This window comes from Pseudomonas sp. R151218B TE3479, from assembly GCF_053629195.1.
The window spans coordinates 3,396,339-3,411,336 of record NZ_JBRJHV010000001.1 but is presented as its reverse complement, the minus strand read 5'-3'; the positions used below and the strand labels follow the sequence as shown (position 1 = coordinate 3,411,336).

10 protein-coding genes, 1 tRNA gene and 2 pseudogenes are annotated in these 14,998 nt (G+C 52.8%); 7 read left to right on the top strand and 6 right to left on the bottom strand.

The features are described 5' to 3' along the window. The first annotated feature begins 8 nt into the window (after window positions 1–8). Window positions 9–860: a LysR family transcriptional regulator gene (locus tag AB7M32_RS15210; RefSeq protein WP_454250387.1), complete on the top strand. Its 852-nt coding sequence runs from the start codon at window positions 9–11 to the stop codon at window positions 858–860. A gap of 42 nt (window positions 861–902) precedes the next feature. Here AB7M32_RS15210 and AB7M32_RS15205 read toward each other — a convergent pair. Then, window positions 903–983: pseudogene (locus tag AB7M32_RS15205) on the bottom strand (hypothetical protein); the annotation flags it as partial. 148 nt (window positions 984–1,131) lie between these two features. Here AB7M32_RS15205 and AB7M32_RS15200 point away from each other — a divergent pair. From AB7M32_RS15200 to AB7M32_RS15175, 6 genes and pseudogenes are all read left to right on the top strand, one after another. Beyond that, complete coding sequence (locus AB7M32_RS15200) at window positions 1,132–1,296, top strand: hypothetical protein (RefSeq protein WP_170866800.1); 165 nt, start codon at window positions 1,132–1,134, stop codon at window positions 1,294–1,296. A 182-nt stretch (window positions 1,297–1,478) separates the two neighbouring features. Continuing rightward, window positions 1,479–2,126, top strand: coding sequence for a hypothetical protein (locus AB7M32_RS15195; protein ID WP_454250386.1), 648 nt, complete (start codon window positions 1,479–1,481; stop codon window positions 2,124–2,126). A 485-nt stretch (window positions 2,127–2,611) separates the two neighbouring features. Then, a pseudogene (locus AB7M32_RS15190) lies at window positions 2,612–2,895 on the top strand (integrase arm-type DNA-binding domain-containing protein); the annotation flags it as partial. Window positions 2,896–3,206: 311 nt separating this feature from the next. Next, a complete protein-coding gene (locus tag AB7M32_RS15185; protein ID WP_454250385.1) occupies window positions 3,207–5,630 on the top strand; it encodes a tellurite resistance TerB family protein in 2,424 nt (807 codons plus the stop codon). Next, a complete protein-coding gene (locus tag AB7M32_RS15180) occupies window positions 5,627–6,922 on the top strand; it encodes an ATP-binding protein (RefSeq protein ID WP_454250384.1) in 1,296 nt (431 codons plus the stop codon). The genes AB7M32_RS15185 and AB7M32_RS15180 overlap by 4 nt, the downstream gene beginning before the upstream one ends. Further along, window positions 6,897–9,140 (top strand): DEAD/DEAH box helicase, encoded by a 2,244-nt coding sequence (locus AB7M32_RS15175; RefSeq protein ID WP_454250383.1) that lies wholly within the window; start codon window positions 6,897–6,899, stop codon window positions 9,138–9,140. Before AB7M32_RS15180 ends, AB7M32_RS15175 begins: the two co-directional genes overlap by 26 nt. Before the next feature lie 128 nt (window positions 9,141–9,268). Here the strand turns inward: AB7M32_RS15175 and AB7M32_RS15170 are convergent, their stop codons facing one another. The 5 genes from AB7M32_RS15170 to AB7M32_RS15150 form a co-directional block, all read right to left on the bottom strand. After that, the gene (locus AB7M32_RS15170) at window positions 9,269–10,318 is read right to left on the bottom strand and encodes a hypothetical protein (RefSeq protein WP_454250382.1); all 1,050 of its coding nucleotides are present in this window, start codon (window positions 10,316–10,318) and stop codon (window positions 9,269–9,271) included. Continuing rightward, complete coding sequence (locus AB7M32_RS15165) at window positions 10,318–11,862, bottom strand: hypothetical protein (protein ID WP_454250381.1); 1,545 nt, start codon at window positions 11,860–11,862, stop codon at window positions 10,318–10,320. Before AB7M32_RS15165 ends, AB7M32_RS15170 begins: the two co-directional genes overlap by 1 nt. Next, window positions 11,863–12,672 carry a hypothetical protein gene (locus AB7M32_RS15160; RefSeq protein ID WP_454250380.1) on the bottom strand — a complete coding sequence of 270 codons (810 nt, stop codon included), beginning with the start codon at window positions 12,670–12,672 and terminating at the stop codon, window positions 11,863–11,865. 11 nt (window positions 12,673–12,683) lie between these two features. Then, window positions 12,684–14,120, bottom strand: a complete 1,437-nt coding sequence (locus AB7M32_RS15155; RefSeq protein WP_454250379.1) for a hypothetical protein — start codon at window positions 14,118–14,120, stop codon at window positions 12,684–12,686. 737 nt (window positions 14,121–14,857) lie between these two features. Next, window positions 14,858–14,934, bottom strand: a tRNA-Pro gene (locus AB7M32_RS15150). Window positions 14,935–14,998 lie beyond the last annotated feature (64 nt).

Genomic DNA, 14,998 nt, shown 5'->3' with positions numbered 1-14,998 from the left:
GGTGAGCCATGGACTGGAACGACTTACGCGTCTTTCTGGCGATTGTCCGCACCGGCTCGCTGGGCGCTGCCGCGAAGCAACTGGGCGTTAGCCACCCCACCGTAGGACGGCGGCTTCACGTCCTTGAGCAGCACAGCGGGCAGGTTTTTTTCCGCCGCACCGGGCAAGGTCTTGTGTTGACGGACAGCGGTGAAAAAATTCTGGGGCTGGCCGAGGAAATGGAGCGAAGCGCTCTTTCCATTGAGCGGCACCTGGCGGGCGAAAGCGATCAACCTGAGGGCCTGTTGCGAATTTCATCGGCGGACTGGTTCGCCTGCTATGTGCTCGCGCCTGTACTCGACGAAATGTCGCAAAGGTACCCGCTGATCGTTCCAGAGGTGATCCCCGGGCATCGCCTGTTCGATCTGACTCGCCGCGATGCGGATATCGCCTTTCGCATCGTGCCGTTCACCGAACCGGACATCGTTCAGCGTCGATTGACGACACTCAGCTACGGACTGTACGTTGCCGCGCACTTGCCCTTCTCCCCCTCGGAAGATGGAAAAGGCCTCGGGTTGATCCTCATGAACACGGCGCAAGCTCACTACCCCGACGTGCTTTGGCTACAGCAGATGTTCCCCCACGCCAAAACCGTGTTCACCAGCAGCAGCCGTACCGTTCAGGCGCAGATGTGCGCCCGCGGATTGGGTGTGGCGGTCTTGCCACGGGTGCTTGGCGATCAGTTGACCGCCCTGAGATTGCTAGACGTCGGCAGTGAACCACCCGGACGCGATATCTGGATGGGCTATCACCACGACATGAGGCAGATGGACAGGCTCCGCGCCCTGGCGGATCTCGCGGGTGAAATGATTGGTACGTAGGGTCTCGCTTTGCGAGGGTCAGTCTCAATAAGCAGTGATCGTCCCCCCGGCGATAGCACCCCTCCAGACAACGTTCATCGAAAGCGCAACATCAGCGCCCTCGCCTGCTGCGTTGGCGAGTGCTCGACTTTTAGCTGCTCGCTCGAGCATTTTTTCAAGCCCTGCCGTAGCACAAAGTAAGCGCACAATGATGAACACACTTTCATCGAAAGCACCCTTCGACGCGTCTATTCTGCGGGTTCCGACATAGTGACTACAGGAGTAACCCACCATGTTCTCGCACGAAAGTATCCCGCTGATCATCATCTTCACCATCATGCTGCTTGGCGTACTCGCCGCCGTCCTCCATCCAGTACATGCGCTCGTCACCTGGCTTCGGAGGCGGAATGAAGGGTCTTCCCGTCGGCACGCGCAAAAAAAGATTCGCGTTGAATGACTCCTCTACAGGTCCGGCTATGTCGGGGCGTTCTTTCGTCTGTATGAATCCCCAGTAACATCCCACCTCGCTCCGATAGTAGCCTCTTGCCCTCACGCAACGGATTTCCCCCGGTCTTTTGCCTACAAACCCAAGGACTGGGATTGCGCCAATCTCGGCGCGTTTATGACTTGGAGGTCAATGTGGCAGAAGGTAAACCGGAACCCCGCTATCAAATAGGTCCTGCGCCCGAGCTTCTACAAGAAATTGGCCAAATAATGGTTGCCTATTCCGAATGCGAACGCTCGATCTTCGCCATCTTCAAGGGCGTGATGTCGCTTGACGAGCAGGACGCTTACTTGCTCGTCAAGCATGCGAACCTAAATGCAGAAAAAATGCTCAGCATTATCCGCGTCCAAATTCAGCGCATAAAGCCGGATTGCTTAGAAGGGCCATTATGCGAGGCCCTTGAAATTTTTAAGCGTTCCATCGAGCACAGAAATATTGTTGCGCATTGGCAGTGGGCCTTGACGGATGGAACCTCTGGCTTGGCGTTCAACGCCTTGAAGGCTAAGCCTGGAGAGTTGCTGAATGGACGCTCCTACGAACTTGAAGAGCTAAAGCTCACTGCGTGGCAGTTAGCAAAAGCAGCGATACTCTTAGGAACCGTCGCAGTGAGCATGTTTGAGGTTCGCCGAACCCTGCCCACAAACCCAGGCTGGAGCCCTAACTATTACTCGAACCGAGACAAGCAAGATGAGTTGATAGTGCAGTCCGCCATTGACCTAGTGCGGGAGCATCTGGACCTGATGGACAAATCGATGAATCAGTCTGGGCCGTCAACATCCTAAGAAACACCTCAGCAATGACGTCCTCATCTATAAATCATTAGGGCCCTGTGCCGAACGTCTCTGCATCCTCGCCAGGCAGGGTTTGGGTGAGCCGTCCGGCCAACTTCCATCACGACCAATGTCACCGCGCTGTGGCTGGTCGACCGACCACCCCGAAATCATCGGGTCGGAGGCAATCCCTGACCTGAGTATCAGCGAAATCAACTGGGTAGTTTTGCGTTTTTTTGCGGCACAAAAAAGCCGATCTATTTGATCGGCTTAACTGACTAATTTACCTAGTAAATATGGTCTGGACGGAGTAATTCGAACCCTCACCCATAGCACCCCATCTCCTTTTTCATACTTCTTAAAAGCTTCCAAAATTTTACTTTGGATTTTTCTAAGCTGTATTTACTTGAGTCCAGCGGTGTTCCGCTCTACGAGAGTCCAGTAACGCCCATCAAGAGCGGACGTTTTTGTGGGGGGAAGTAGAGGGAACCCATTTCATAGCCAAAATCACCATCAAACAACTCGAGACACTGACCGCGGAAGATGCCGGCCGACTCACCCGGGTGGATGGCAATCTCGCCGTTCGAATCTCCGTACATGAGGATGGTATATCAGTCAGCTTTTTCTATTGCTATCGCTGGGGCGACCAAAACAAAAAGAGCACGCCTGCGGAACCTAGCCGCGCAATTCCCTGACGGACATCCGCAAGGCCCGAAACCTGGCCCGAGCGCTCACCGATGAGCAGATTAATCCCAAGAACACAAGGAAAACCGCCAAGTCATAGGCACACGCCGCGGCTAGTCGAGAAGAAATGACCAACGCAACAATCCTAGCTTCGGCGAACGGGGCTAGCATCATTGGCTAGTGAGCTTCCACTTCTAGCCGATAGCTGCCCACACTGAATCGCAGCGATCAGCAATGGAGCGGGATGATCTGCGCGCTTCCTGCTGAAAAGCTGCTTTTGATGATTGTAGCTATTCGTGCGCCAGCAAAATTTTCCAATCAATAACGTTCCTCAGCCCATGGTTCTCGTAGGGCAATTATCGGATACTGCCATTGCGCCGGCACCCACTTTCAAGGTTGAAACGACTCATGGCAAGGAAGAAGGCAAAAAACTCCACAAGTAACGGCATCCTGATCATTTTCGCTCTGGCCTTCGGCGCAGTCGCATCGATCCCGAAAAATGCTTGGATCGCCATTGGTGTTACTGCTTGCATTGCCGCGTTTTTTTGGCTGCTGGTTCGTCGCTCAAGGCGACAGGCCGAGAAATTTTCAGTGGCCGTTTCGGAGACGGAACGTCTGCGAGAGCATCAACGGTCAGGCCCCACTTTCTCTATGCGAGAGGTTTCAGGGAGCCATATGGGCACAGAGGAAACCTCTGATTTTTACACTGTCCAACTCGGCTCAGCATCTTCAAAGTCGTTCAAAATTCCAAATGCGAGCACGCAAAAACCTGATGTTCGCTGGGTGCCCGCAAGTGAATCTGTCACCGTTTCCGGTTTTTTAATTCCGGGTGGCATGTTCTATATGGGCAGCGTGCTAGGTGGCCGGCACGATGCCGAAGAACCTTCACTGATAAACCCCAAACTCCGTATCGCAAAGACACACGTCGATCTAGAAGAACGGCTGATGTCCTATTGGCCTAGTTTTCACTCCATCACGTCAGAGGCTCGCCGTGGATACCTTCAATGGCTGGAGGGCGGCCGTCGTTACCCACTGGCAGACACCGGCTACGTATTTTTGTATTTCTATGGTCTAGAGCGTCGAGCACTCGTTGACGCAGTGAGTGACCCGGGCGTTAAGGCTGAGCTTCCTTTGATCGTAGAAGAAGTCCAGCGCCTATTGAGTATCTACGGGGAAAATAGGTCGTTCAGGGGATATGCGGAAGGTTTTCTGGATTACCTGAGCAACACCAAGATCGATCCAGACCTTTACCTTGGCCCACCTCCCAACGTTGTCGCGTATAGCTACGAGATGCCACTGCCACTGCGCGTAGGCCTGGGGCAATTCGCTTCCAACAAGCGCCCCCTTGATGCCGATTGGGCATTAGCCTGGGCGCTAGCTGACCCCAACATCAGCAAACGCACGCCCGTGACTCGCTGCAAGGATGTCTTTTCGAGACTGTTCAAGCTTAAGTACACAAGCGCCCATCCTAAGGGTCTTGTCCTAGCGCAGAACAAGACAAAACTTAAAACCAGCTATCGGCCGGCCTCCGCGGTCTTAATGGCCCCCACGCTTAGCTTGGGTGACCTTCCTGATGTCCTGGCCACGTCAGGTACACGAAAAAACCTGCAGTTGCTGGTTGAGCTATGCACTAGCGAGCTTGAACCCTACAGCCGATATTTGGGCCGCAACCCTGATAGCGCAGAAGCTCTCGAAGGTCTTTTGCAACTTCCCGTCGCTCTCTGGCCGACGGCAGCCCGTACAGAATTGGACGAGCTTCAATTCAGAATTGGCGACGACCTGATTGTCATGAGCTTTGGCGAACTCGCAGGCCGGTTCAAGAGCGCCGGCGCCCTGTCCCGCGACAAAGTACTTGCACTTGCCCGCGCGCTGGAATCGCTTCACATCGGTATTGAACCCGACGTACTGGCTGGCAGTAAGACACCGAAAGCAGAAGATCAAATCGCGCTGTTCGTGACTCAACCAGAAGACGGGTCACTGCGAGCTTCTGCAGCCTACAATGCTGCTTCGGTGACGCTCGACCTTGCTAGTGCTGTGGCTTCTGCCGATGGTGATACCTCCACTGAGGAAGTTACGCTTCTTGCTCAACACATCGACTCCTGGAATCACCTGAGTGTGGCACATCGCAAACGCCTTAAAGCACACCTGCGAATCCAGATCCAGCAACCACCAACGCTGGCCAGCCTAAAGAAAAAACTCGACCCACTAACGGTCGAAGCCAAACGCACGATTGCCAGCTTCCTGGCCCATCTGGCGCAAGCAGATGGCATCGTCAGCCCATTGGAAGTGAAACTTCTTGAGCGCGTTTACAAGGCCCTGCAGCTGGACAGTCAGTTGCTGTACAGCGATCTCCACGGTGCTGCATCTGGAGCAAGTATTGCCTTCGTAAAACCCAAAGCCGGGATTCCTCGTTCCGAGCCTGGAACCCCGATCAACTCCACTGCAAATCAAGGGTTCGTGCTTGATCACGAGCGCATTGCAGAACTGCAACGAGAAACCGCAGAGGTCTCCGCCCTCCTTGCCAAAGTCTTCACTGATGATCAGGTTGACGAACCGGAACAGTTGATCGATGTGGCAGAATCAGTACAAGAATCGAGTGCAGACATTGATGGTCTCGATTTGGAACACTCTGCATTCCTTCGGTTGCTGATCTCACGCCCTGAGTGGAGCCGCTCCGAACTTGAAGCTGCCGCCAGCGACATGGAGCTGATGCTCGATGGTGCCCTGGAACAAATTAACGACATGGCTTTTGAACGTTTCGACATGCCCGTCACTGAGGGTGATGACCCTGTCGAGATCAATACAGACATTCTGGAAGAGTTAGCCCTATGAGCACTATCAGAGCCAAGGATCGCGATGCGGTCATCCAGTCGCTACGCGCAGGCGTCGTTCCTCGCATGGGCCAACACCTGATTCAGGTTGGCCGGGTAGGCGAACTAGATGCACTGATCAAGGACGTCAATCGCCTGGTTGAAAGTGGATCGGCATTTCGAGTCGTCATTGGCGAGTACGGTGCAGGCAAGACGTTCTTTCTGAACCTGGTACGAGCCATCGCTATGGAGCGTAAACTTGTCACCATGCATGCCGACTTGAACCCAGATCGCAGATTACATGCCACGGGTGGGCAAGCACGCTCGCTTTACTCCGAGTTGGCTAAAAACATGTCGACGCGTACGAAGCCCGACGGTGGGGCTATGCAAGGCATTGTTGAGAAATTCATCTCTCAGGCCAAAACCGAAGCCAAGGCAGCGGGTACGGACAGCGAGACTGTTATTCGTGCTCACTTGGCCGAGCTGACCGAGATGGTCAACGGGTATGATTTTGCGGAGGTGATTGCCGCCTATTGCCGAGGTTTCGAAGAAGGCAACGAGCAGCTCAAGGCCGACGCCATCCGTTGGTTGCGTGGAGAGTTCACCACTAAGACTGATGCCCGAGCAGCCTTGGGCGTACGAACCATCATTGATGATGCTTCCGTCTACGATCAGCTCAAGCTCCTGTCGAGATTCGTCAGACTTGCAGGTTTTGGCGGTCTGATGATCTGCCTCGACGAACTGGTCAACCTCTACAAACTGGCCAATACCCAAGCTCGTAATGCCAATTACGAACAGATCCTCCGTATCCTCAACGACTCTCTGCAGGGATCGTCCGAAGGGCTTGGTTTCGTTTTAGGTGGCACGCCTGAGTTTTTGATGGACACTCGTCGGGGGCTATTCAGCTACCCTGCCCTGCAATCTCGATTGGCCGAGAACTCGTTTGCGAAATCAGGATTGGTGGATCTGTCTGGGCCGGTGATTCGTCTGACCAGCCTGACCCCGGAAGACTTCTACGTACTGCTTCAGAAACTTCGTCATGTATACGCTGGTGGAGATGCTGAAAAGTACTTACTGCCCGACGAGGCGCTCCCATTGTTTATGGCGCATTGTAATCAGCGTTTGGGGGAGGCCTACTTCCGTACGCCCCGCACCACGATCACAGCGTTCATCAACCTGCTAGCCATCTTGGAGCAAAACCCAGGCGCCGATTGGCGGACGCTGCTTGGAGCTGTCGAGGTCGCTCGGGACTCAGGCGGCGAAGACGATACCAAAGTCGATGCGGACGATGAACTTGCCACCTTCACACTCTGAGTCATCGGGTTTCGACCAACTTGACTCCCGAATCCAGCGATGGATTTGGGCGGAAGGCTGGACTTCTTTGCGCGACGCCCAGGAATGGGCGGTTCCTGTGCTGGTGGATGCCGATCAGGATGTCATCATCGCCGCAGCAACAGCAGCTGGCAAAACCGAGGCTGCTTTTCTTCCCATCCTCACCAATCTGCTGAATCATGATGACCCACCTGGTTCGGTGCTGTATATCAGCCCACTCAAGGCCTTGATCAACGACCAGTGGGACAGATTAAGCCGTCTTTGTGAGCAGCTTGAGATTCCCGTAGTGGCTTGGCATGGAGACATCTCCTCAAGCAAAAAACATCGTTTCTTGAAGTCCCCTGAGGGGGTGCTTCTGATCACTCCTGAATCCCTTGAAGCCCTGTTCGTCAACCGCGGTTCTAGTCTTGGCGGGGCATTCCAGCACCTGCGTTATATCGTCGTGGATGAGCTGCATGCGTTTATCGGTAGCGAACGAGGCAAGCAACTTCAGTCGCTAATGCATCGGGTTGAACTTGTTGCCGGCCACCGTCTCCCTAGAGTCGGGCTCTCAGCCACCCTCGGCGATATGAAGATGGCGTCGGAGTTTTTGCGTCCAGGAAATGCCGATGGCGTTACCGTCATTGAATCTAAAAGCTCCAATCAGACTCTCCAGGTGCAAGTTCGTGGTTACATTCAGCCACCCATGAGCGAGCTCAAGAAGAAGCCCATAAAGCTTTCTGAGCAAGAGGGAAATGAAGACGAGACAGAGAACGAGGCAAGCCCAGACTTCGCGATCGCTGATCATCTTTACAAGGTGTTACGCGGCAGTAATAACCTAATTTTCCCAAACAGTCGGTCGCAGGTTGAATGGTACGCAGATCAACTGCGTCGGCGCTGCGAGAGAGACGGCGTGCCTAACGAATTCTGGCCTCATCACGGTAGCCTTTCAAAGGACTTACGTGAGCAAGCTGAGCATGCTCTCAAGGCAGGGACTCACGCGGCATCCGCGATTTGCACTACGACGCTTGAGCTCGGCATAGACATCGGCAGCATCAAAACAGTCGTGCAGATTGGTGCCCCACCATCGGTAGCGAGCCTGCGACAACGTCTAGGGCGATCGGGAAGGCGCCCAGGAGAAAAAGCAACGCTGCGCGTTTACTGCAAGGAATCGCCACTCAAAGATGGATCGAGCCTCTCGGATCAACTGCGCCAAGGCTTGGTCCAAACCATTGCCATGGTTCGATTGCTGGCCAAGGGGTGGTTTGAACCTCCCAGGGCTCAAGGCATTCACGCATCCACCCTTGTTCAACAATGTCTTTCAGTGATTGCCCAGTGCGGCGGTGCATCTGCCGCAGATCTCTGGAAAAGTTTGATTGCTGAGGGAGCATTTCCAAAAGTTGAAAAACCAGACTTTGTGAAGCTGCTCAAGGCGCTCGGAGAACACGAGCTCATTGTTCAGGACAGCTCAGGATTGCTGCTTCCTGGGACGGTTGGAGAGCGATTGATCAACCACTATGAGTTCTACAGCGCATTCACCAGCGACGAAGAATTTCGCCTTGTATGCGATGGTAGGGCACTGGGATCTGTGCCGGTAAGCCGTCCACTAACCAAGGATCAGCGCATTATTTTCGGAGGCCGGAGGTGGCAGGTTCGTGATGTTGATCTCCAGGCCAAAGTCATCATCGTTTCAGCCGCACGCGGTGGTGCCCCTCCTCAGTTCGACGGTCTGGGTGCGATGGTGCATGACAACGTACGCCAAGAAATGCGAGCCGTCTTGGCAGACACACTCCCCTGCCCCTTTATTGATCAAGGGGCTCAAGAGCTTCTCGACGAGGCTCGAAAGACATTTGTTTCGCTGGGCCTTGGTAAGCGCTACATAGTTGAGTCGGGCGGTAAGTGTTATCTGATGAGCTGGCTAGGTGATCATGCCAACGATGCACTGCGCTTGTTACTCAATCATGTCGGCCTTTCTTGTGATAACGCAGGCCTTGCCATTGAGGTTGACGCCGACATCGGTCGAACCCAAATGGCGCTGAAGGAAGTCGGAAGCCTGGATGCCGCTGATCTAGACTCGATACTTTCGGAAGTAGAAAACATGCTGCGCGAAAAGTGGGACTGGGCGCTGCCGCAATCCTTGCTGATGAGGTCGTTTGCTTCCATATCGCTCGATATCTCGACCGCAATTCTTTTTGCACAGAGTCATTCCGTGGAAAAATAAGCGGAAGAAACTGCGCTGAATTGCGCCGACGCAACTACGCGCGAACACTGCAATGATCACTACCGGCCCCGCTGCGCTTAATCCTGGTCTGTTTACACGTATCGTAAACCACGGTGCCGACGACACACTTAACGTCTAACTTCTACCTTGTAGAACAAACTCTCCATCATCAAGCGGCGCCGATCGGACATCACTGCACCTTGAATTTGACTCGCCAATCGCACGTAAATTTTACACTCTCGCTGCTTGGCTAAATCAGAGATGGGGCGCGCCGCCTGAAGAAAATCCTCGTACGAGCGAGTGGTGTTTGCCATCAACGCAGTGAAATTTGGCAGCGCTTCGGCATCAGCCTGTCGTGTTGGCGGCCAGGCAGGTTCAAAGCTCAGTGAGTCCTCCTTCAAGTACACTGTAAGGAACATCTCTGCCTTGCCGGCTTCGTTCGCCCAGCAAGGCGGCAGATCGCCTCCCTTGCCCTTGTTCAGCTTGTTTTGTAGAAACTGAACCTGCCCTTTCAAGTCATTGTTAGTTTTCTGTAGCGTTGTTGGATTTACACCTTGCTTCTCGGCCTGGGTATAAGCTTCAGCATTCTTCACAATTTCCGAAATCTGCTCCGACGTCGGATTACCTTCTTGCCCCAACGCGGTCTTCAACAATTGCTCAGTTGCCTTGAGAGCACCTATTCGTTTGATGACGTCCGTAGGCTGAGCATCCTTTTCCTCGTCAGGATTGACCACGAGCTTTTTTAGCTGGTCATAGGACATCATTGTTTCAAGGATTAGGCGCTTGGCATCTTCACTCTTATTTTTGCTACCAGCCTCCTGCAAAGCCTTATCGATAGCTGCGAGCGCAGTAAGCTGTTCATCTTTCTGAGTCAGTAGCACCTTGAGACGGCCAGCTTCCTCTTTTGCCTTGGAGGCATCGACGAGCTTCGAAATGATCTCGTCCGGATTTTTCACCTTAAGGGAAACCATTCGCGCCTTGAGTTCATCACTCGCGAGCTTGATAGCCTGTTCACGCTCATCGAAATTTTGATAGGCGGAGATTTCGCGCGCCATCTCTCTATTCTTATGCGTGAGCTCCCAAACCTTATACCCCATCAGCAAGAGCAGAATGAAACACAAAATGATCCAGATTTCGGTAAGCGACAGCTGAAACACCTGATCATTTTTAGAACTCATCAGGCAGTTCTCACATCAGCCGCAGTCACGTTGTCGAGTGCCAAAGTCGCATTGGCAATCGATTCGAGTGATGGCCCAGATGCTTCTTCGCTAACGCCTAGGGCACGCATTTGGGGATTGTTGATGAGATCAATCTTGCCCATCAGCTCATCCAGCAATTGAGAATGGGATGTCTCGATGTTGCGGTTGTTCGATTCAACACTGGCAGCCAGTGTCTTATGCATATCATTACTGGCTACGACAGCCTCTATCAACGGCATCAGCGTCGAGCGTAAATTTTCTGCAAGGGCTTCATTATTTTTAACAGCACAATCACTGACGGAATTTAGTGCTCCCACCACTTCATGACTCAAACGCTCCACAGTAGTGTTGTCTCTGACCACGGTGCGCAATTCTTCAAGCTCCTCGACAATTTTCGCGAACACCTGTTGGTTAGTTTTCATGTCCGCCATGAAGTCCTCTCGTTGATCCTCCAACGAGTCCAGATAGTCCTTTTGAATACGTTCCACTCGATCCATGACGTCACTACCCTGTGACTTCATCGATTCCGCCAAGCGCTCCTGGCTTTCTATGATCGAACCTACCGCAGCGACGGCCTGCCCTATCGTTTCAGTTTTTGTGTTCAAGCTGCGAATCGCTGTGCCTACCATCCGAGCGGCAGCCTTGACGTCGAGGGCCAATGTTGAGACCCCTTCGTTCAGGGTATCGGTGGTTCCGGACAGCGTATCAATAGCGGGGTTAAGTTTTTGAGCGAACAGGTTATCCGGGAACAGGGTTTGATCGAGTCGCGCCTGTGCTTTTTTACCGAAATCGAGTGCATGAGACTCCATGCGATCGAGCGTCTGCTCGCTCTTCTCGGAAAGACCATTGATGGTGGTCAGTAAATCGGCGCTGGCGTCGTTGGCTTGTTTAAGGATGCTCTCGAAAGCTTCATTGCTTTGACGGGTAGCGTTGGCGAAAAATACATCCATAGCATTGGTACTGTGCTGAGAGATCGCGGTGATTTGCTCATGGACGCTCTGCACTGCTTCCTTGGACGCGGCCATAACTTGATCTCTGAACACCTCCAACTGCTGACTTGCGGCATCAAAAGACATGGTCAGGTTTTCAGCCGATTGAACCGCGCGCTCTTCAACACTCCTGACTGCGTCATTTGTATCAACTTTGAAACCCGTGTGTAGCACCCTGGCCAGCATACCAATGGCTGTGCTCACCATCGCGGCGCCAAACCGAACGGCCATTCCATTGAGATTCTCACCAATGGAATTAATATCGAGGAGACAGATAATGATGCTGCCAACAGTGAACAAGAACCCCAGGTAGTACACCGAGTCCGCAAATTTCGCGAGGGTGAGCTGGACGTTCCACTTCTCCCGTACGCGGTAACCTACAAACCAATAACAACACATCACGAGCAATGGAAGCACAAAGCCGAGCCAGAAAGGCTCGTTGAGTAGGAGGCTGGTTACGGCCAAAGTAGCCTTGAGTATTACCGCCGCAATGAAGTAGGTTTGCACCCGGCGCACGTGCTTGTTGAAGTCCAATTACAGCCCCTCCATTGCAGTAATTCCCTCAACCGAAGCCCCGTTGGCCTCGAAATATTGAGCCCAGAAATTGCCAAGCTCGTTGGTTTGTGGCGTTTTCTGCTCGTTTGCCAGCAAATTGATGGACACGGTGGCTCCGTTTAAGCCTGGCGCTTGGGCGTTGCGACCATAAGGAGAATTGGCAAACTCTGCATAATTGTGTCGTTTATTTTTGTACATTGAGAAATCAGGCATGTTGGCCAACATGTCCGAGTAGATGACAAGCTTGCGGTCACCTTTTACGTTGGCATGATCGAACCCATTGATGCCTACCAGTTGAAGCATCTGAAAAATGGGTGACAGCTTGCTGTGTTCGTCGAGTGGGATATGGCGCACAACGGCATCGAGCGGCTTGGCGAACTTTTCATTGAAATCCCTATCAACAAACTTCTTGGTCGCCGTGAGTTGACTGCGATCGCCCCACTGACCAGGGTTGCAACGTTCGAAGATAGGCTTTTCGTTTTGCTCAAATTTTTCCCCGAGCAAAAACACAGAAAGCAGGTGCCCTTCAGGCACCTCGTTCACCACCATCGTCTTGAGCCGCTGGGACAAAGCAGCCTTCTGGGTGAAAGGGAACGGCGAGGTGTTATCAATTAACACGACATATTGGCCTTTAGGGCCGTTACTGGGGCAAAGGGTCTCCTTGTCCAGGGTTTCGTGGTTCATTTTGTAATAGCCAATCCCGCCGAGCACCAAGGCGACTGCAACGCCAATCACGCCGCCCCAAACCCATTTCCCGGTGTTACTTTCACGCTTGGCATAAACCGACATCACAAATCCCCTTATACCAAATCCTGGAGCGGCTGAAGCTGGTTGTATTGCTGATTGAACGAGGATTGGACTCTTGCCCGGATCGGCTCAACTTCAGCGACCAATTCACGCAGAAGCTGCTCCTGTGCATCCAGTCGCAACTCATCCTTTTGAACACTGAAATCCGGCATGTCCAGGGGGCCAAATGTCACTGGATGGTCGAAATAATCAGGTGGTTGAACATCCGTAGGGCGCGCCATCATATTTTCGTTCTGGTAGTAGCGGGTTAGGCTCTGCAGCGTTTCATCGGCCATGACCAGCGTTTCGGATACCTGTTTTTTCACTATCGACTTCTGGTTCATATTGAACTTGAAAGCTTTGATCGCCTTTTCAGCTGCCTGCACGCCGCTATCGATTTTCAACAACACTTCGGCCTTCTCGACTTCCAGCCTATCTCGCAAGCCTTCGATCAATTCGATATAGCGGCGGTGAGCCTCAGCATATTGACTCCATACCCCCGCATACCCCGGATAGCGATCCGTGAAGTTGTAGCCCTCCCAAACGCCGACACAGCCAAACACAATCGTCCCGAAGAACAGAATCAATGACTCGAAATCCTGAATGGGAAATATGCCTGTGCGAAGGCTTTGCCAGACCAGAGGGAAGGCGTTTTGACTTCCGCCTTCATCCACGGCCAGCACATAACGGAAATAGGAGATCAACACCCCCAATCCAATCATGACGGCTACTGCCAAAGCGAAAGAGACCCAGCCCCAAAACTTGCGTGTTCCCCTGACGTGGTTCTTGTTTCTGAAACCAAGCCCCGCGAGAAAACACGCAAGTACGTTGAAAAACGACAACATGAAGGCCATCGTAAAACCGCTGAGCAAACCCCCCTCCAGTCCTGAGCCGAAGAACGTGGCATTTAGCGCGCCTTCTAGGACGCAACAGCCAAGCACGACCATCAATTTGAAAAATTGGCTACCACCAGTGGGGCATTTTGCAGGGATGCTGGGCAGGCGGTTTTCGCTACGAAAATCGCTGAGGATCTGAAATTTTGTTTTTGTGTCAGCTGCGAAATCCTTCATACGCCCGTCTTCACGAGTAAGGTGATGATCGGACGCACGAACAAACTCGTTCCCTAACTCGATGGCGCGGTTCATATCCAGCGTAATGTCGATCGAGTCCAGGCGATTCTGAATTTGCTTAACACGCTGCTCGCCATACTTCACCGTTTGCTCTCGCATCCGGCCAAGCTCCGCACGGATGGCGTGCTCGGCAGCGGTTAATTGCGTATCGCCGCTCCTCGGGATGCCTTTCGCGCCGTGTTCTCTAGCGATTTTTTGAAGATCCAGCTTTTTCTTGAGCTTCTCAGGGTCAATCTTCGGAATGAGCGGTTCGCTATGCTCTGTTTCCTGGCTCGAAAAAAGGGAAGCAATAAAAGCAAAGAATCTTTTGAAAAAATGCATTGAAGACATCCATGCGCTTTGTTAATCAACGATTTATGACATTCATATGCGCAAGCGTGCTACGCAGCCATGAATTGCCGTTTTTATCGTTCTGGAGGGTGAGTTCAGGAGGAATCGTCGTCCGTAACGTGCAGCCGTATCAAATAGCCATCAGGGTGGCGAAATGATGACTGCACCACTGCTCCTTAGCAAGCAGGAACGAGTAGTTGCGGACTAACGGCCGGGCTAATAGGCAGCTGCTAGTCAAGGCAAGAATTCTTACTCGGCTGGAGGCCCAACCAGGTTGGATCATCCGCGCAGTACTAGAAGGGTCCGAACTATTCGCCAAGCAGCCTCAACTTGTAGGCCGCTGCCACGCCTTTGAAGCTAGATTGTTCATGATGGACTATGACCTACGCAGTCTAGTCCCCCGACGGCTATACGATCCCAGAGCCGCCCAAGCCTAACTACCGGGTATGCAGGATGACCCGAGCGACCTGAGATAAACAAGCTGATGGTTGACCTGTATGTAGTTCTCAATCAGCCAAAAAAATAACCTTAAACACTCAAAAACGTTAGGACCTGAAGAGGAAGACCAAACAACATTGGTAAAGAGACCACGCGTGAGCGCCAAAGACTGCGTCCGCCCACGCGGAAGCCGCGAGGATTCCACCCAGAGCCAGCTGTTTTGTGGGGGTAACAACTACCAAACATAAAAAAGGGTCGCGAGATAAAATCTCGCAACCCTTTGAATTATATGGTCGGGACGGAGTGATTCGAACACTCGACCCCTAGCACCCCATGCTAGTGCGCTACCGGACTGCGCTACGCCCCGACTAGGCGTGAATCTTGTTCCGCTTCTCAACGGAACGCTCAGGAATATATCGCAAGCTTTTGAA